The sequence below is a fragment of the Caldimonas sp. KR1-144 genome (assembly GCF_049446155.1).
Taxonomy (GTDB): domain Bacteria; phylum Pseudomonadota; class Gammaproteobacteria; order Burkholderiales; family Burkholderiaceae_C; genus Rivibacter.
The window spans coordinates 1-16,539 of record NZ_JBMSEE010000007.1 but is presented as its reverse complement, the minus strand read 5'-3'; the positions used below and the strand labels follow the sequence as shown (position 1 = coordinate 16,539).

The 16,539-nt window shown below is 69.4% G+C and carries 18 protein-coding genes; 13 read left to right on the top strand and 5 right to left on the bottom strand.

Translation table 11 applies throughout. The features are described from left to right. Positions 1-89: 89 nt before the first annotated feature. Complete coding sequence (locus tag ACO2TI_RS16260; RefSeq protein ID WP_423285916.1) at positions 90-866, bottom strand: fused MFS/spermidine synthase; 777 nt, start codon at positions 864-866, stop codon at positions 90-92. Continuing rightward, on the bottom strand, positions 863-1,615 hold the full coding sequence (locus tag ACO2TI_RS16255; protein ID WP_423286376.1) for a YoaK family protein: 753 nt from the start codon (positions 1,613-1,615) through the stop codon (positions 863-865). The genes ACO2TI_RS16260 and ACO2TI_RS16255 overlap by 4 nt, the downstream gene beginning before the upstream one ends. A 100-nt stretch (positions 1,616-1,715) precedes the next feature. On the opposite strand from ACO2TI_RS16255, the gene ACO2TI_RS16250 reads away from it, so the two are divergent. Together ACO2TI_RS16250 and ACO2TI_RS16245 are read left to right on the top strand one after the other, a co-directional pair. Further along, a complete protein-coding gene (locus ACO2TI_RS16250; protein WP_423285915.1) occupies positions 1,716-1,916 on the top strand; it encodes a ribbon-helix-helix protein, CopG family in 201 nt (66 codons plus the stop codon). 17 nt (positions 1,917-1,933) lie between these two features. Then, a complete protein-coding gene (locus ACO2TI_RS16245) occupies positions 1,934-3,613 on the top strand; it encodes a SulP family inorganic anion transporter (RefSeq protein WP_423285913.1) in 1,680 nt (559 codons plus the stop codon). Here ACO2TI_RS16245 and ACO2TI_RS16240 read toward each other — a convergent pair. After that, the gene (locus tag ACO2TI_RS16240; RefSeq protein WP_423285912.1) at positions 3,576-5,108 is read right to left on the bottom strand and encodes a CHAD domain-containing protein; all 1,533 of its coding nucleotides are present in this window, start codon (positions 5,106-5,108) and stop codon (positions 3,576-3,578) included. The two genes, ACO2TI_RS16245 and ACO2TI_RS16240, sit on opposite strands and share 38 nt — an antisense overlap. Before the next feature lie 70 nt (positions 5,109-5,178). Between ACO2TI_RS16240 and ACO2TI_RS16235 the strand changes: the two genes are divergently transcribed. From ACO2TI_RS16235 to ACO2TI_RS16205, 7 genes are all read left to right on the top strand, one after another. Further along, the gene (locus tag ACO2TI_RS16235) at positions 5,179-5,868 is read left to right on the top strand and encodes a hypothetical protein (RefSeq protein WP_423285910.1); all 690 of its coding nucleotides are present in this window, start codon (positions 5,179-5,181) and stop codon (positions 5,866-5,868) included. 61 nt (positions 5,869-5,929) lie between these two features. Continuing rightward, on the top strand, positions 5,930-6,130 hold the full coding sequence (locus ACO2TI_RS16230) for a DUF3460 family protein (RefSeq protein WP_423285908.1): 201 nt from the start codon (positions 5,930-5,932) through the stop codon (positions 6,128-6,130). A gap of 55 nt (positions 6,131-6,185) precedes the next feature. Beyond that, positions 6,186-7,040: a segregation and condensation protein A gene (locus tag ACO2TI_RS16225; protein ID WP_423286374.1), complete on the top strand. Its 855-nt coding sequence runs from the start codon at positions 6,186-6,188 to the stop codon at positions 7,038-7,040. Positions 7,041-7,116: 76 nt separating this feature from the next. Next, positions 7,117-7,962, top strand: a complete 846-nt coding sequence (gene panB, locus ACO2TI_RS16220; protein ID WP_423285907.1) for a 3-methyl-2-oxobutanoate hydroxymethyltransferase — start codon at positions 7,117-7,119, stop codon at positions 7,960-7,962. Between the two features lie 102 nt (positions 7,963-8,064). Next, positions 8,065-8,913: a pantoate--beta-alanine ligase gene (gene panC / locus ACO2TI_RS16215; protein ID WP_423285905.1), complete on the top strand. Its 849-nt coding sequence runs from the start codon at positions 8,065-8,067 to the stop codon at positions 8,911-8,913. Next, positions 8,910-9,326: an ASCH domain-containing protein gene (locus ACO2TI_RS16210; protein WP_423285904.1), complete on the top strand. Its 417-nt coding sequence runs from the start codon at positions 8,910-8,912 to the stop codon at positions 9,324-9,326. Before panC ends, ACO2TI_RS16210 begins: the two co-directional genes overlap by 4 nt. Next, on the top strand, positions 9,299-9,811 hold the full coding sequence (locus tag ACO2TI_RS16205; protein WP_423285903.1) for a GNAT family N-acetyltransferase: 513 nt from the start codon (positions 9,299-9,301) through the stop codon (positions 9,809-9,811). The genes ACO2TI_RS16210 and ACO2TI_RS16205 overlap by 28 nt, the downstream gene beginning before the upstream one ends. Positions 9,812-10,138: 327 nt before the next feature. Here the strand turns inward: ACO2TI_RS16205 and kefC are convergent, their stop codons facing one another. After that, positions 10,139-11,953, bottom strand: a complete 1,815-nt coding sequence (kefC, locus tag ACO2TI_RS16200) for a glutathione-regulated potassium-efflux system protein KefC (protein WP_423285902.1) — start codon at positions 11,951-11,953, stop codon at positions 10,139-10,141. A gap of 727 nt (positions 11,954-12,680) precedes the next feature. Beyond that, positions 12,681-13,334, bottom strand: a complete 654-nt coding sequence (locus ACO2TI_RS16195) for an NAD(P)H-dependent oxidoreductase (protein ID WP_423285900.1) — start codon at positions 13,332-13,334, stop codon at positions 12,681-12,683. Positions 13,335-13,457: 123 nt separating this feature from the next. On the opposite strand from ACO2TI_RS16195, the gene ACO2TI_RS16190 reads away from it, so the two are divergent. The 4 genes from ACO2TI_RS16190 (at position 13,458) to ACO2TI_RS16175 (ending at position 16,275) form a co-directional block, all read left to right on the top strand. Continuing rightward, a complete protein-coding gene (locus tag ACO2TI_RS16190; protein ID WP_423285899.1) occupies positions 13,458-14,087 on the top strand; it encodes a ParA family protein in 630 nt (209 codons plus the stop codon). A gap of 56 nt (positions 14,088-14,143) precedes the next feature. Next, on the top strand, positions 14,144-14,596 hold the full coding sequence (locus ACO2TI_RS16185) for a MaoC family dehydratase (RefSeq protein WP_423286371.1): 453 nt from the start codon (positions 14,144-14,146) through the stop codon (positions 14,594-14,596). A gap of 259 nt (positions 14,597-14,855) precedes the next feature. After that, on the top strand, positions 14,856-15,311 hold the full coding sequence (locus ACO2TI_RS16180; protein ID WP_423285898.1) for a hypothetical protein: 456 nt from the start codon (positions 14,856-14,858) through the stop codon (positions 15,309-15,311). Positions 15,312-15,714: 403 nt separating this feature from the next. Further along, positions 15,715-16,275, top strand: coding sequence for a hypothetical protein (locus tag ACO2TI_RS16175; RefSeq protein WP_423285897.1), 561 nt, complete (start codon positions 15,715-15,717; stop codon positions 16,273-16,275). The last annotated feature ends 264 nt before the right edge of the window (positions 16,276-16,539 follow it).

The window sequence follows — 16,539 nt, the reverse complement described above, 5'->3', positions numbered from 1 at the left end:
ACGAATTCTGCGAAGCGCGCGCCGCGCCGCGGCCACCGGATGACCGGCAAGCGGCTCGGGAAATGACCGAGTCCGGGCCCCAGGAAGGCTCAGGCCGCAGCGACCGCGCGCAGCAGCCGCCCGGCGCCGGCGCGCAGCGTCTCGCGGTGCAGCGCAGGCAGGGCCTCGAGCCGGCGGCGCAGCTCGGCCGCGCCGCCGCGCGGCGGGCAGTCGCGTCCGGCGAACGCGATCAGGTTGCCGCCGGCCTCGGCGCCGACGACCACCAGGCGGTGCTCGAACGAGCGCTCGATGCGCTCGACGATCGCCGCGCACTGCTCGTGGTCGGCATGCAGGTTGACGACCATCACGCCGGCATCGGCCAGGCGCGCGCGGCAGTCGTCGTAGAAGCGCTGCGTGCACAGCGCCTCGGGCTGACCGTCGTAGTTGAAGCCGTCGACCAGCAGCACGTCGACCGGCGCGCCCGGCTGCGCCACCACGTCGGCGCCGTCGGCGCACAGCACGCGAAAGCGCTCGCCGTCGGGCGGCACGAGGAACTCGTCGCGCAACGCGATCACGTGCGGATTGATCTCGGCCACCGTGATGTCGACGCCCGCCAGGTGGCGGTGGCAGTACTTCGGCAGCGAGCCGCCGCCGAGCCCGACCATCAGCATCGAGCGCGGCTCGGGCACGAACAGCAGGAAGCCCATCATCGCGCGCGTGTAGTCGAGGTCCAGCGCGTAGGGATCGTCGCGGCGCATGCGGCTTTGGATCGCCGAGATCTCGAAGTGCAGCGCGACGCCGCGCTCGTCCTCGTAGACGAAGGGCCGCACGCGGTCCGGGTCGGCCTCGGGGAAGTCCTCGAACACCAGCGGCTCGTCGTCGGTCACGCGAGCACTCCCTGGCGCAGGTCGCGCAGCAGCGGCGGCGCGGCCATTGCCGTCAGCAGCGCCGCGAACGGCACCGTGGCCGCGAAGCCGATGCGCTTGAACGCCACCGCGCCGACCAGTCCGCCGATGAAGAACAACGCCAGGATCGCGAGGTGCACGCGCAGCTTCTCCCGGTTGGCCACCACCATGTGCCGCGCGTTCGCCTCGGGGGTGCGGTTCCAGTAGAACAGCCGCCCCAGCTCGATGCCCAGGTCGGTGATCACGCCGGTCATGTGCGTGGTGCGGATCTCGGCCTGCGAGATCTTGGTGACGATGGCGTTCTGCAGCCCCATCACGAAGCACAGCAGCAGCACCGTCGACGGCACGAACACGTCGACGAGCAGCTCGAGGTTGGCGCCCAGCAGGCCGAACAACAGCAGCAGCGCGGCTTCCAGCGCCAGCGGCAGCGCGAACTCGCCGTGCAGCCGGCGCCGCCGCGCCCAGTTGACCAGCACCGCCGTGGTCGCCGCGCCGAGCACGAAGGCCAGCAGCGACGAGACGCCCGCCATGGCGAGCAGCAGTTGGCCGAGCACGAGGTCGTCCGCGATCGCCGAGACGATGCCGGTCATGTGCGAGGTGTAGCGCTGCACCGCCAGGAAGCCCCCGGCATTGATCGCCCCGGCCACGAAGGCCAGCACGCCGCCGAGCTGACGGTTCGCGCCGCGCGTGCGCACGGGCGTCGTCAGGCGGTGCAGGAACTCGACGGGCATCGCGGTCACCGGGTACGGCATCGGTCGCACACAAGCACCTACGCAGGCACGCCGGTCTCATGGGACTTGAATGCGTATAAGATTAACATATCATGCACACATGGAACTGAAGACCGCGCGGCTCACGCTGCTGATCGACCCGGCCAAGAAGGCCGCCTTCGAGCAGCTGTGCGCGGCGCAGGACCTCACGCCTTCCCAGGTCGTGCGCCAGCTGATCCGCGACTACCTCGCGCAGCACGGCGTGGGCTACGTGCCCAGCGGCACGGCGGCGAGCCGCCGCGGGCGGCCCGCAAGGCGCTGACGCCGGCGGCGGCCGCGATGAACCTCCAGCGCTTCCGCCCCCGCCTGCTCGACAGCCTTCACGGCTACGACCGCCACCGCCTGTTCGCCGACCTGGGCGCCGGCATCACGGTCGGCATCGTCGCGCTGCCGCTGGCGATGGCTTTCGCGATCGCCTCCGGCCTCAAGCCCGAACAGGGGCTCTTCACGGCCATCATCGCGGGCTTCCTGATCGCGGCGCTCGGCGGCTCGAACGTACAGATCGGCGGCCCGGCGGGGGCGTTCATCGTCATCGTCTACGGCATCGTCGAGCGCTACGGCCTGGCCAACCTGCTGATCGCGACCATGCTGGCCGGCGTGCTGCTGTTCGCGTTCGGGCTGCTGCGCCTGGGCGGCATGGTGAGGTTCATCCCGGTCAGCATCGTGATCGGCTTCACCAACGGCATCGCGGTGCTGATCGCGCTGTCGCAGGTCAAGGACCTGCTGGGCCTGTCGATCGACAAGCTGCCGGCCGACTTCTTCTCACAGATCGGCACGCTCGCAAGCCATCTCGACAGCTTCAATCCGGCCGCGTTCGCGATCGGCGCCGGCACGGCCGCCGGCCTGTTCCTGTGGCCGCGGCTGTGGGGTGGGCCGGCGCCGCTGGTCGGCGCGCTGACGGCGGGGCGCGCCGGGCGCATCGCCGCGCGCACGCCGGGGCCGATCATCGCGCTGGTCTCGATGACGGCGCTGGTCGCGTGGCTGGAGCTGCCGGTCGAGACCATCGGCAGCCGCTTCGGCGGCATCCCGCGCGCGCTGCCGGCCTTCGACTTCCCCGAGTTCAGCTGGGCCACCGTCAAGCAGCTGTTCATCCCGACGCTGACGATCGCGCTGCTCGGCGCGGTGGAGTCACTGCTGTGCGCGCGCGTGGCCGACAACGTCAGCGAGCTGCCGCGCCACGATCCGAACCAGGAGCTGATGGCGCAGGGCATCGCGAACTTCGTCGTGCCCTGGTTCGGCGGCATGCCCGCCACCGGCACGATCGCGCGCACCGTCACCAACGTGCGCGCCGGCGCGAGCACGCCGGTCTCCGGCATGGTGCACGCGGCCACGCTGCTGGCCATCGTGCTGGTCGCAGCGCCGCTGGCGTCCGCCGTGCCGCTGGCGGTGCTCGCCGGCATCTTGCTGTTCGCGGCCTGGAACATGGGCGAGTGGCGCGAGTTCGCGCGGCTGCGCCATTTCAGCCTCGGCTACCGCACCATCCTGCTCGGCACCTTCGCGCTGACGGTGATCTTCGACCTCACGGTCGCCGTCGAGGTCGGCCTGGTGCTGGCCTGCGTGTTCTTCATCTGGCGCATGGGCAGCCTGTTTCGCGTCGAGCCACTGGAGACCGGCGCGCCGGCCGGCGTGGTGGTGCGAAGGCTCTACGGCGCGCTGTTCTTCGGCGCCGTGGGCCGGCTCGAGCGCCTGGCCGAAGAGCTGCCGGCCGACGCGCGCGTGCTGGTGCTCGAGATGCACCAGCTGATCTCGATGGACAGCTCGGGCCTGGACGCGCTGGAGCAGCTCGAACGCGCGCTCGCGCGCCGCGGCATCGAACTGCGACTGGCGGCGCCGAACGAGCAGCCCGCCTCGCTGATGCGCCGCGCCGGCTTCGCGCAGCGGCTCGGCGACGCGCGCATCGCGCCCGATCTCGCCAGCGCGCTCAGCGCCAGTACGGCTGCACCTTGCGCCAGCGCTTGAGCGCGCGGCCGATGTCGGCGTGCAGCGCATCGCGCTGCGCGTCGAGCCAGCCCAGCGCATAGAGCGCCTGCGGCTGCGACGGCGCCAGGGCCGCGACCAGCGCACGCGCGCTGGCGTGGTCGTTGAAGGCGCCCAGCGCGTCCTGCAGGCGCGCCAGCGAGCGCGCGTAGCGGCGCGCCGCGCGCGAGCCGAACCACGGCTCGGCGAACTCGGTCGCGTAGCGCAGCCGCTTGAGCCGCTTGCGCAAGGCATGCAGCGCCGCATCGTCGAGCGACTCGAAGCGCTTCGCGTCGCGCGTCGTGCGCCGATGCCAGGCATCGAGCCGCTCGGCGACCCGCGCGCGCGCCGTCGCGCCGGCCGGCCCGGCGGGCTCGGCCTCGAAGGTCTGGCCGATGAGCTGCAGCCACAGCCGCGACGCCTCGGGCCGGCGCAGCAACGCGCTCGGCTCGTCCGCTGCCGCTGGCGGCGGCACCAGCGGCGGCAGGCCCGCGGCCTCCAGCGTTGCCGCAACCAGCGGCCCCCAGCCCTGGGCCATCACGTCCGCGTCTCGCGTGACGCCGAGCGCGCGAAACAGCTCGGCGGCCTGCGCGAGAAAGGGCGCGGCGTCCGGCCCGACGCTCGGCGGCACGCCCGGCCAGCCCGCGCACAGTCGCGCGGCGCTGCGCAGCCGCCGCAGCGCGACGCGCAGCTGGTGCACGTGTTCCGGCTGGCCCGTGCCGGCCGCCAGCTCGCTGGCGTTCGGCAGCGCTTGCGCCAGGCAGGCCTCGACGAAGGCGCGCCAGGCCTGGCTGGGCGACGCATCGGCCGGCAGCGAAGCGGTCGCGCCGGCCTTCACCGCAGCCGCCTGCAACTCGCCGCGCGCCAGCCGGTCGCCGCGCTCGGCCTTGCTGCGGCTGTCCAGCCACAGGCCGTGGGCGTCGATCCAGCGCTGGGCGGTGTCGAACACCGCGCGCGGCGAGCCCGAGAGCAGTTCGATCTCCAGCTCGCGCACCGGCCAGCGCCGCGGCTCGCCGCCGGCCGGGTCGTCGGCGACGATCTCGCCGACGTCGAGCGCCAGCTCGACCTGGCCGAAGCGGGTGCGCCTGCGCGTGAGGCTGCGCGTGATGTCGGTGCGGTAGCGCTCGACCAGCGGCGCCTGCGCGGCCGCCAGCACCGCGGCCAGCGCCTCGCCCATCGGCGTGCCGGCGTGGCGCGCCGGATCGATCGCCGGGCGCGTGCCGGGCGGCGCGTCGACCGCCACGTTGTGCTCGCCGCGCGCGGTGGCATGCAAGGGGCCGAGCTTGATCGTCTGCACCCAGCGGCGGCCCTCCTTGCGCAGCCGCAGCGCGATGCCGGCCGCCGCCAGCGCGCGCTCGGGCGTGTCGACATAGACAGCCTGCAAACGCATGCGCGAGTGCCGCGCGGCGGTGGCGGCCAGCGCGCGCCTGAGCCCCGGCAAGGCAGCCGGCGCGACCTGCAGACGCAACTCGATCTCCTGCAGGGATCCATCGTTCATGGGGCGACTTCCGGGACAGCTCGTGCCGATAATCGCATGCGGCTTCCACCGATCCGATGAACCACCGACCATGAGCTTTCTCGACCAGCTCAAGCAGCAGGCCCAGGCCCGGCAGGCGCAGGACCGCCAGGACCACGCCGAGATCGAGCGGCGCATGGGCATGACCGAAGCCGCCTGCGCGGGCGCCTGGCGCTACCTCAACGACCTCGGCCGCCAGCTCGACGTGCTGCAGCCCGTCTCGCGCCAGCGCTACATGATCGACGCGCGCTGCGTGGTCGAAGGACTGCCGATGGTCGACTTCGTCGGCGACATCCGCAAGCAGCGCGTGCAGCTCGGGCCGCTGGCCGAGCGCGACCTGGTGCACCACGTGGTGCTGCGCGCGACGCTGCGCTCGGGCCGCGAGGTCGAGCTGTCCAAAGACTTCCCGCCCGAGATCGAAAAACTCGAGGGCCGCCTGGCCCAGGCAGGCATCCAGTGCCTGGGCGAGCGCGAGCGCGACGCCGAGAGCGGCCACTTCCGCGCGATGCACTACCGCTTCAGCCCGGACATCGTGCTCGCCGTGCGGGTGCTGCCGCTGCACGACGAAGGCCAGCTGCGCTTCGAGGTGCAGAACCTCGACGGCCTGTCGACCGTGAGCGCGAGCTTCGCGGCCGCCGAGGTGACCTCGGCGCGGCTGGACGAGCTCGCCAAGTGGTGGGTCGGCGAGCCGCACCGCTTCCTCGACGGCGCGCTGGCCGTGCGCCGGCAGGAACCGCTGTAGGGCCGGCGGGGACGATCGGGCCGCCCGGTAAAATGCCGGGCTCGACCGAAAGCCCATCGCCATGCCGTTCTTCTGGAAGCCCTACAAGTCCGACGCGACGCAGTTCATCGAATCGCTCAAGCAGAAGGACGCCACGCTCGAACGGCGCCAGCGCGAGGGCCGCGGCCTGCTGTGGGACCGCGCGATCGACCGCCAGGCGCTGACCGAGTACCGCGAGGCGCGCGTGCCGCAGCAGCCCTACGTTTATCAGAACAAGGGCTGAGGCCTCCTCCAGGCCCCCTGCCCGGCATGCCATCGTGAGCGACGAGACCCAAGGCCTGGCGCCTGACGACACGGTGCTGCCGCCGCCCGCCGAGGCCGCCGTGCAGGCGCTGCCGGAGGTCGTCGACCAGGTTGCCGCGGTCGCGCGGCTGTACGGCGAGCCGCTGTTCGCGCTGCCGCAGGATCTCTACATCCCGCCGGACGCGCTGGAGGTCTTCCTCGAGGCCTTCGAAGGCCCGCTGGACCTGCTGCTGTATCTCATCCGCAAGCAGAACTTCAACATCCTCGACATCCCGCTGGCCGATGTGACGCGCCAGTACCTGGCGTATGTCGAGCAGATCCGCAAGACCAATCTCGAGCTGGCCAGCGAGTACCTGCTGATGGCCGCGATGCTGATCGAGATCAAGTCGCGCATGCTGCTGCCGCCCAAGAAGAGCGAGGACGGCGCCGAGCCCGAGGATCCGCGTGCCGAGCTGGTGCGCCGCCTGCTGGAGTACGAACAGATGAAGCTCGCCGCGGCGCGCCTCGACCAGTTGCCGGTGCTGGGCCGCGACTTCCTGCGCGCGCAGGTGACGATCGAGCAGTCGCTCGTGCCGCGCTTTCCGGACGTCAACGTCGTCGACCTGCGCGAGGCCTGGCAAGACATCCTCAAGCGCGCCAAGCTGGTGCAGCACCACAAGATCACGCGCGAGGAACTCTCGGTGCGCGAGCACATGAGCATCGTGCTGCGCACGCTGCAGGGCCGGCGCTTCGTCGAGTTCGAGCACCTGTTCGATCCTGCCCGCGGCCAGCAGGTGCTGGTGGTCACCTTCATCGCGATGCTGGAGCTGGCGCGCGAGCGGCTGATCGAGCTGACCCAGGCGGAAGCCTTCGCGCCCATCTACGTGCGTCTGGCCTACCAACCGGCTTGAGCCCCCACGTCCACGTCGCGCACGCACCTTCGCGGTGCTGCATAGAATCCGCGCCCACGCTGCCGAAAGCCCACGGATGAGCAGTCACACCTCCCCCGGCGCGTCCGACGCGCCCACCGCGCGCAAGCCCGTCACGCTGCACCGCCTGCGCGACATGCACGCCCACGGCGAGAAGATCGCGATGATCACCGCCTACGACGCGAGCTTCGGCGCGCTGGTCGACGCGGCCGGCGTCGATTGCATCCTGGTCGGCGACTCGCTGGGCATGGTGCTGCAGGGCCACCCGAGCACGCTGCCGGTCACGCTCGACGACATCGTCTATCACACCAAGAGCGTCGCGCGCGGCAACAAGACCGCCTTCCTGATCGCCGACATGCCGTTCGGCAGCTACCAGGAGAACCCGGTCCAGGCGCTGCGCAATGCCGGCGTGCTGATGGCCGCGGGTGCGCAAATGGTCAAGATCGAAGGCGGCGGCTGGACGCCGGAGACGGTGCGGTTTCTCGTCGAGCGCGGCGTGCCGGTGTGCGCCCACCTCGGCCTCACGCCGCAAAGCGTTCATGCGCTGGGCGGCTACCGCATCCAGGGCAAGGACGAGGCCAGCGCGGCCACGCTGCGCCAGCACGCCAAGGAACTGGCCGACGCCGGCGCCTCGATGATGGTGCTCGAGCTGATGCCCGCCAAACTGGCGCGCCAGGTCCAGGCCGACAACCCGCAGCTGATGACCATCGGCATCGGCGCCGGCCCCGGCACCGCCGGCCAGGTGCTGGTGATGCACGACATGCTGCACGTCACGCGCGGCAAGCTGCCGCGCTTCGTGCGCAACTTCATGGAAGGCGCAGCGTCGATCGAGGACGCGGTGCATCGCTACGTGCTCGCGGTGAAGGACGGCTCCTTCCCCGACGAGACGCTCCATTCGTACTGACATGAACCCCTACGCTTGCGGCGATGCCGCTGCGCTGCCCCCCGAGGGGGCTGGCCGGCCTTGGGGCGGCCCGGCGGCCGGCCGCTCGACCGGAGGTGTGCGATGAAGGTCGTCCACACCATCGCCGAGCTGCGCGCCGCGATCGGCGGGCCGCAGCGAGCCGCCTTCGTTCCGACGATGGGCAACCTGCACGAGGGCCACCTCGCGCTGGTGCGCCAGGCCAAGAGCCTGGCCCGCGCAGGCGAGCCGGTGGTCGTGAGCATCTTCGTCAACCGGCTGCAGTTCGCGCCGCACGAGGACTTTGACCGCTACCCGCGCACGCTGGCGCGCGACTGCGAGCTGCTCGAGCCCGCCGGCTGCGACATCGTCTTCGCGCCCGACGAGCGCGAGCTCTATCCCGAGCCGCAGGGCTACAAGGTCAACCCGCCCGCCGAGCTGGCCGATATCCTCGAAGGCCACTTCCGCCCCGGCTTCTTCACCGGCGTGTGCACGGTGGTGATGAAGCTCTTTCAGATCGTGCAGCCGCGCGTGGCCGTGTTCGGCCAGAAGGATTACCAGCAGCTGATGGTCTTGCGCCGCATGGCGCAGCAGTTCGCGCTGCCGATCGAGGTGGTGGGCGGACAGACGCGGCGCGCCGACGACGGCCTCGCGCTGTCGTCGCGCAACGGCTACCTGAGCGCCGACGAGCGTGCCGAGGCGGTGACGCTCAGCCGGGTGCTGCGCGCGGTGCGCTCGCAGCTCGACGGCGGCGACCGCGATCTGGCAAAGATCGAGCAAGGCGCGCTCGACGCGCTCACGGCGCGCGGCTGGAAGCCGGATTACGTCGCGATCCGCCGTCGCGCCGACCTGCAGGTGCCGACGGCCGAGCAGCTCGCCGCGGGCGAACCGCTGGTCGTGCTGGCCGCCGCCAAGCTGGGCGCGACGCGGCTGATCGACAACCTCGAGCTGTGAGCGACGATCGGGCAGCCGAGTACCTGGCGCTGTCCGTCGTCACGCCCGGTGGCTCGGCGATTGCCTCCGGTCGCAAGACGATCGAGGTTCGAAGCTGGCAGCCGCATTCATTGCCGCTGAAGGACCTGCTGATCATCGAGAACCGGCGACGCCTTGATATCGAGGGCGATTTCGATCCGGATGGCTTCGTGGTCGCGGTGGTCGACGTCGTTTCGATTGCGCCTTGGACCTCGTCCGAGGTTGAACACGCTTGCGCGACATCCTGGGCGCCTGGCTACTGGGCATGGCGCCTGTCGAATGTCCGTCGGGTGGCCTCGCCTTTGCAGGCCGAGGCCCGGCGTGGCCTGTATCAGATCACGCTGCCTCGTGCGCTGTCCGTTCAGGCATGCCTCGCCGCCACCTCTACTCGCTGACCGGCTTCGACGGCCGCTGGGCCGAGCGCCTGCCGCCCGACACGCTCGCGGTGCGCACGCTCGGCGAGACCGATGCCGACGACATCGCGCACCTGATGCTGCGCGCCTACGCCGGCACGATCGACGACGAGGGCAGCGTGATCGAGGATGCCCGGCTCGACGTCGCGCAGTTCTTCTCCGGCACCTGGGGACCGCCGATTCCCGAAGCCTGCGTCGGCCACGAGCGCGACGGCGAACTGGTCGCCGCCTGCCTGCTGTGCGACTGGAACGAGGCGCGCGCCGAGGTCGCGGGGCCGCTGGTCGCCTTCATCCTGGTGGCTCCGACCTGCAAGGGCCAGGGGCTCGGTCGCGGCATCGCGAGTGCCGCGTTGCATCGCTTGGCGGCGCTGAAGCGCGGGCGGGTGCATGCGTTCATCACCGAAGGGAACGTGCCTTCCGAGCGGGTGTTCGCGGCGCTGGGGTTCAAGCGCGAGGATCGGCCGTAATCCCCTCGGGCCCCTCAGGCGAGGCAGTGCTTCTCCGCAAAGGAGACCCGACGTCCTGGCCAGGCTGTGCGCGGCGGGCCGGCGCGGGCGCCTCGGAGGCGTCGAGCAGCACAGCTTCGAGGGGCGGCGCGCGCAGCGCGCCTCGTGATCTGGCTCGCCGATTTGTTTGAGCGAAGCGAACGCAGTGAGCGCAGCGAGTTATGAGGCGCGCCCCTCGAAGCGAGCAGCGCAGAGCAGTCGGCGAAGCCGACCGCCTCCGTGAAGCCGCGACGGCCCGCCGCGCACAGCCTGGCCCCGCGCGCTTGCGCCCAGGAAAAGAGGCGACAACTACTGCCCCCAGCCCTCTTCCCTGCGCTCCTTCCTCTGCGCCCGCTCCTGCGCGAACTGCTCCTCCAGCTGCACGCGGCCCTGCTTGAGCATCGACACCAGCATGTTCTGGTCGCGGTAGTGCGGCCAGAGCTTTTCCACCTGCTCCAGGTTGTGGCGGCGAAAGCGCATCGCGAGCTGACGCGCGCGGTGCGGCTCGAAGCCCATCACCTCGAGCACGCTGCGCCCGCTCATCAGCGCCGAGTCGAGCACCTCGCGTTCGACCATCGTCACGCCGCGCTCGCGCATCTGGTAGTAGTGCTGCACGTTGCGCGCCCGCGCGACCAGCGTGGCCTGCGGAAAGTGCTCGCGCGCGAGGTCGGCGAGCTTGAGGCTTTGCTCGATGTCGTCGATCGCGATCACGATCACCTTGGCCTGCCCGGCGCCGGCGGTGCGCAGCAGGTCCAGCCGCGTCGCGTCGCCGTAGAACACGTTCCAGCCGAAGCGGCGCATGGTCTCGATCTGATCGGCGTCGTGGTCGAGCACGGTCGCCTTCAGGCCGTTGGCGTAGAGCAGGCGGCCGATGATCTGGCCATAGCGGCCGAAGCCGGCCAGGATGATCGGCGCGTCCTGCGGCTCGTCGATCTCCTTGACCTCGGGCAAGGTGCAGTTCGCGTAGCGCGGCAGCACGAAGCGGTCGATCGCCACCAGCAGGAACGGCGTCGCGAGCATCGACAGCGCCACCGCGCCGATCAGCACGCTGCCCGTCTCGGGCGCGAACACGCGCGCGCTCGCCGCCTGCTGGAACACCACGAAGGCGAACTCGCCGCCTTGCGCCAGCAGCAGCGTCAGCACCGGGCGCTCCTGGTAGGGCACGTCCATGCCGCGCGCAATGCCCCACAGCACCACCGCCTTCAGCAGCATGAAGCCGGCCAGGATGGCCAGCACCAGGCCAGGGTTGGCGGCCAGCGCGTCGAAGTCGACCGACATGCCGACCGCGATGAAGAACAGCCCCAGCAGCAGGCCCTTGAAGGGCTCGACGTCGGTCTCGAGTTCGCGCTTGTATTCGCTCTCGGCCAGCAGCACGCCGGCGAGAAAGGCGCCGAGGGCCATCGACAGGCCGACCAGCTGCATCAGCGCCGCGATGCCGACCACCAGGCCCAGCGACGCGGCGGTGAAGAGCTCCGGCGTGCGACTGCGCGCGATCCAGCGCAGGCCGTGGCGCAGCAGCAGCCGACCGCCCAGTACGATGGCCGCGATCACGCCGAGCGCGCGCGCCGCCTCGAGCCAGGCATTGCCGCCGTCGTCCTGCACCAGGCCCAGCAGCGGGATCAGCGCGAGGATCGGGATCGCGGCGACGTCCTGGAACAGCAGGATCGCGAAGCCGGCCTCGCCGGTGCCGGTGCGCATGAGGTTGCGCTCTTCCATCACCTGGAGCGCGATCGCGGTCGACGACAGCGCGAGGCCCAGCGCCGCGACCAGCGCAATGCGCCACGGCACGCCCAGCGCGAGCGCGGCCAGCCCCATCGCCAGCGCGCAGCCGACCACCTGCGCCGAGCCCCAGCCGAAGATCGGCCGGCGCAGCTGCCACAGCCGCCGCGGCTCGAGCTCGAGGCCGACGAGGAACAGCATCAGCACCACGCCGAACTCCGCGAAGTGCAGGATGGTCTCGGGGTCGCTGACCAGCTTGAGGCCATGCGGCCCGATCAGCAGGCCGGCCGCCAGGTAGCCGAGGATGGCGCCCATGCCGAGCGCGCGGGCGAGCGGCACAGCGACGACGGCGGCGCCGAAGAAGACGAGGCTGGTGGAGAGCCAGGGGGTGATGCCGGTGGTCATCGCTGGGGTCCTTTGTGCGCGATGACTCGCGGGTTGGGAGGCCGCCCTGCGGGCGATTGCGGCTGAAGCTGCCCCTGCGGGGCAGGGCCGGGATGTGCGCCCGGCGGCGCACCTACTTTCTTTTGCTTCGCCAAAAGAAAGTAGGCAAAGAAAAGGCGACCCCCGCTCAGGCGCCCACGGCTGCGCCGTGGGTGCCCTGCGGTGCTCGGGAGCGGGAGGTGGCTGCGGAACTCGCCCTTATGCCCGCTGCGCGGGCAACGGAGCTCAAACAGTCCTCGCCATCCCCGCGCTGCGCGCGGGGCAACCTCCCGCCCCCTGCGCTCCTCGGCGCCATCGAGGGGGCCCCTCAACTGCAACACACCCCTGAGCGGGGTTGCGACCGTCTGGCTGGGGCCCCCTCGAAGGCGCCGAGGAGCACAGCGAAGTGGGCGGCGCGCGCCAGCGCGCTTCAACCTCTGACTCGCCGCTTTGTCCGAGCGCAGTGAGCGCAGCGAACGCAGCGAGTTATGCGGCGCGCCCGCTTCGCGAGCACCGCAGGGCACCCGGCGCAGCCGGGCGCCTGAGCGGGGGTCGCCTTTCTTTTGCCTACTTTTCTTTGGCGAAGCAAAGAAAAGTAGGTCGCCCGCCGGGGCGAAATCCCGGCCCTGCCCCGCAGGGGCAGCACAGCGCCGCAGGCGCGCAGCCACCCGCAGGGTGGCATCAATGCAGCAGCCAAGCACGAACCCACTCATGCCACCGCCCTCGCCTCCGCCACCTCCCGCACATCCGCCGGCCGGTCCACATCCGGCACCTCGCAGTCAGGGCAAGCCTCCATGTCCTCCAACTCCGGCCAACGCGGATAACTCGCCAGCCGGTCGCGAAAACGCTGCACGTGCTCGATCAGCAACTCCTGGGCAACCTTGTGCGAGCCGTGCAGCACCATCGGCGGCAGGAAGCGCAGGCCGCACAGCATCGCGGTCTGCTCGTAGGGGTGCAAGAAGGCGTCGAAGAAGTAACGGTTGTAGCCGCTCGGGTGGTAGGCCTCCTGCGAGCCGCCGGTCGAGGCCACCAGCCACAGGTCCTTGCCGCGCAGCGCGGTGCCGCTGCGGCCGTAGGCCCAGCCGTGGGCCAGCACCTCGTCGAGCCACAGCTTCATCAAGGGCGGCATCGAGTACCAGTAGATCGGGTGCTGCCAGACGATGAGGTCGGCCCGCTCGGCGGCGGCCTGCTCCTCGGGCACGTCGAGCACGTAGTCGGGGTAGAGGGCGTAGAGGTCGCGCACCTCCAGCGTCACGCCCACCGGCGGGTCGCGCTGCAGCGCGCGCGCGGCGTCGAGCAGGCGGTGGTTGACGCGCGACAGGCGCAGGTCGGGGTGGGCGCAAAGCACCAGGATGTGCGGCATGGCGGCGGCTTTCGGCGAGACAACGGGCGCAAGTGTGCGTGGAACCGGCGCGACAGGTCTCGCGCAAGGCTGCGGCTACCATAACCGGCGATCCGATTGCCGTCCCCAAACGAGGAGCCAGCGATGCCGGTGTACGTGGTGGCCAATCCGAAAGGCGGCGTGGGCAAGTCCACGCTGTCGACCAACCTCGCGGGCTACCTGGCCCGGCGCGGGCACGCGACGATGCTCGGCGACACCGACCGCCAGCAGTCCGCGCTGACCTGGCTGAAGCTGCGGCCCGAGGCGGCACCGGCGATCGGCACCTGGGACGTCTCGCACGACCACGTGGTCAAGCCGCCCAAGGGCACGACGCACGTCGTGCTCGACACGCCGGCCGGCCTGCACGGCAAGCGCCTCGAAGAGATCATGAAGCTGGCCGACAAGGTGCTCGTGCCGCTGCAGGCCAGCATCTTCGACATCTACGCGACCCGCGATTTCCTCGCCACGCTCATCGAGCGCCGCAAGCACGACAAGGTGGACATCGCCGTGATCGGCAACCGCGTGCGCGACCACACCATCGCCGCCGACCAATTGCGCCACTTCCTCGCCGAGCACCTCGGGCCGCTGAAGATCCCCGTGCTCGGCGCGCTGCGCGACACGCAGAACTACGTGCATCTCGCCGCGCGCGGCCTGACGCTGTGGGACGTGGCGCCCGGGCGCGTGGAGCGCGACCTCGAGCAGTGGCAGCCGGTCGTGCGGTGGTCGGACGCCTGACAGCGCCTTTCGCATCACCTCTCTTCTCTTCTTCTTTTCCCTCTGCCCTTGCCCGCATGAAAGTCTTTGCCCACCTGGCCGACCTGAGGCACATGGTCGGCCAGCCGCTCGGCACGAGCGAATGGATCACCGTCGACCAGGACCGCATCCGCAAGTTCGCCGACGCGACGCTGGATTTCCAATGGATCCACCTCGACGAAGCACGCGCCGCCCAAGGCCCCTTCGGCGGCACGATCGCGCACGGATTTCTGACGCTGTCTTTGCTGCCGGCGTTCTTTGAAAGCGGCTTCTCGGTCGCCGACGCGAAGATGGGCGTGAACTACGGCCTCAACCGCGTGCGCTTCACGGCGCCGGTGCCGGCAGGCAGCCGGCTGAGGGCGCAGTTCAAGCTGTTGGCTTTTGACGAGATCGAAGGCGGGGCGCAGCTGACGGTGGAGGCGACGATCGAGCGCGAAGGGGCGAGCAGGCCGGTGTGTGTGGCGGAGTCGGTGACGCGGCGGTATGTGTGAGCGGCCCGGCGCGTTGCCGACGCGTGGACGAAGCCGATAGACATCGGAAGGCCGCGACAAGGATGGCGCGGGCAGGGTTAGCGAGCGATGCGCCTCGTCCCGAAAAATTTAGGCGGCCTAAGTGGCAAAGCGATAGCGCTGAAACGTGTGCCAAAGGCTCATCTGCATTGGGGAATCGATGGGGACGAGGGATGCGGACAATTCACATTGGACGGAACGGCGAGCGGGTTGTCGTTCCGTCTAAGTCTAGTTAGGTGCCATGAGAAAGATCATCGCCGCCCTGGCAATTTCGATTGCCTCTACGGCAGTTTATGGCCATGAACTGACTTCAGTCTTTCCCGACACAGTTCAGGTCTATACCAAGGGCGAAACGACCACCGTGGAGTACTGCCCGGACAATACATGTGAGGTGTTCACCCTTTCCGGTCGTTCGGCTTCACTTCCCCTCCAAGATTTCGTTCTTGCTTATCTGTACGGGGTTTCGGATTACGTCTATCTAAAGGCCTTTCAATCCAACTCATCTTCACCCAGTGTTCGGAGCGTTCTCGCCAAGTACCGGAGAGATTGCCCACAGCCATCCACCCACGCGGCTGCTCGCTGTGTGGTAACCCTACTCGCCAAGCGGCACGCTATCCGAGCGACCTTCGTCCGATACGATGAGGGTGAGCGCAATGTCGTGCCAATCCCGTTGGACGGCTACCGGCATGGCACCTAACAATTCATTCAAGCCGACGCCTTCGGCGCGGCTTAACTCAAGGCGTTAGCGTCCTACATGAAACTTTGGCGCGGGCAACCTGAACACAATCACTGGAGGGCGTTGCTAAGCCGCAGGGATCGTGCGCTTGCTGGGTTGGGAATCGGTGTGGTCAGCTTCGGCATGGCGTTAAGCACCTATTGGGCTACGGGGGCCGGGTGTCAGTTCTCGGGTCGCTTTTTCTGCGTGCTGGTGCGCGTGCTTGCGCAGATCATTGGCGCCTCTGTCACATCAGCCGAGGTATTGCTATGGGCACTATTCGGCCTTGGGTTTACCGTTGCGGGTGCTCTCCAGTGGCGTCAGCGCTAACCTGTTGTTCCAGCCGACCGCCTTCGGCGGCGGCTGAACGCCAACGTTAGCCGTCATGGACACTTTGACCTTCATCGCCAAGCTCGCTGAGTTCCTCGCATGGCCGATCGCGACAGTTGTCCTCGTCTTTCTTCTTCGCGGCGAGATCAAGGGTTTACTTCGTTACGTCAAGAAGGTGAAAGCTGGCCCAGTCGAGGCAGAGTTTGAACGTGAAGTCAAAGAGTTGAAGGCCGCAGCCGAAGCGGAGCCCCAACTGCTACCGCCGCCTGAGGGCGCAACGCCAGAGAAGCAGATGCTTCTACAACTGGTTCAGATCAACCCACGCTCGGCGGTACTCGAAGCATGGCGCGGGGTGGAAGACTCCTCGATCCGAGTGATTCAGAACAAGGCACTTTATGTGCCGGAGCGAGAAGCAAGCTCGCCGCTTGCTGTGATCCGGGCACTCAACAAGGCGGGTGTTATTACCCCTGAAGAAATTGCGCTGTACCACGATCTTCGTGCGCTGCGCAATCAAGCCGCGCACGCGCAAGACTTCGCTCCAACAACTGATGCTGCGCTCAACTACATAGAACTGGCGGGGCGCCTCAGACGGACCCTTGAAAGAGCGGCGCAGTGACGGCTAACCCCTCCATCGAGCGGACAACCCAAGGCAAGCCTTGGGTTGCCGCTCATGTCGAACTACAAGGGCTTCCCCCGCAGTCAAGCAACGACTGACCTCAACGAGCCGCGCGAGCGGCTCGTTTGCATTTCGGGGCACTGATCCACTCGCCGGTGTCTCGGTCGCGCTGCGTTTGAGCAAGGTGCGGACTGGCGCAACTACAAGCGGTCATCGATGCAGCTTCATCGCTGCGGACCCTGATGCAAGACGCACGCGGGGGCC

Coding starts and splice junctions, on each gene's coding strand:
- ACO2TI_RS16255 (WP_423286376.1), bottom strand. CDS start 1,615: ATGCCCGTCGAGTTCCTGCACCGCCTGACGACGCCCGTGCGCACGCGC.
- ACO2TI_RS16250 (WP_423285915.1), top strand. CDS start 1,716: ATGGAACTGAAGACCGCGCGGCTCACGCTGCTGATCGACCCGGCCAAG.
- ACO2TI_RS16245 (WP_423285913.1), top strand. CDS start 1,934: ATGAACCTCCAGCGCTTCCGCCCCCGCCTGCTCGACAGCCTTCACGGC.
- ACO2TI_RS16240 (WP_423285912.1), bottom strand. CDS start 5,108: ATGAACGATGGATCCCTGCAGGAGATCGAGTTGCGTCTGCAGGTCGCG.
- ACO2TI_RS16235 (WP_423285910.1), top strand. CDS start 5,179: ATGAGCTTTCTCGACCAGCTCAAGCAGCAGGCCCAGGCCCGGCAGGCG.
- ACO2TI_RS16230 (WP_423285908.1), top strand. CDS start 5,930: ATGCCGTTCTTCTGGAAGCCCTACAAGTCCGACGCGACGCAGTTCATC.
- panB (WP_423285907.1), top strand. CDS start 7,117: ATGAGCAGTCACACCTCCCCCGGCGCGTCCGACGCGCCCACCGCGCGC.
- panC (WP_423285905.1), top strand. CDS start 8,065: ATGAAGGTCGTCCACACCATCGCCGAGCTGCGCGCCGCGATCGGCGGG.
- ACO2TI_RS16205 (WP_423285903.1), top strand. CDS start 9,299: ATGCCTCGCCGCCACCTCTACTCGCTGACCGGCTTCGACGGCCGCTGG.
- kefC (WP_423285902.1), bottom strand. CDS start 11,953: ATGACCACCGGCATCACCCCCTGGCTCTCCACCAGCCTCGTCTTCTTC.
- ACO2TI_RS16195 (WP_423285900.1), bottom strand. CDS start 13,334: ATGCCGCACATCCTGGTGCTTTGCGCCCACCCCGACCTGCGCCTGTCG.
- ACO2TI_RS16190 (WP_423285899.1), top strand. CDS start 13,458: ATGCCGGTGTACGTGGTGGCCAATCCGAAAGGCGGCGTGGGCAAGTCC.
- ACO2TI_RS16185 (WP_423286371.1), top strand. CDS start 14,144: ATGAAAGTCTTTGCCCACCTGGCCGACCTGAGGCACATGGTCGGCCAG.
- ACO2TI_RS16180 (WP_423285898.1), top strand. CDS start 14,856: ATGAGAAAGATCATCGCCGCCCTGGCAATTTCGATTGCCTCTACGGCA.
- ACO2TI_RS16175 (WP_423285897.1), top strand. CDS start 15,715: ATGGACACTTTGACCTTCATCGCCAAGCTCGCTGAGTTCCTCGCATGG.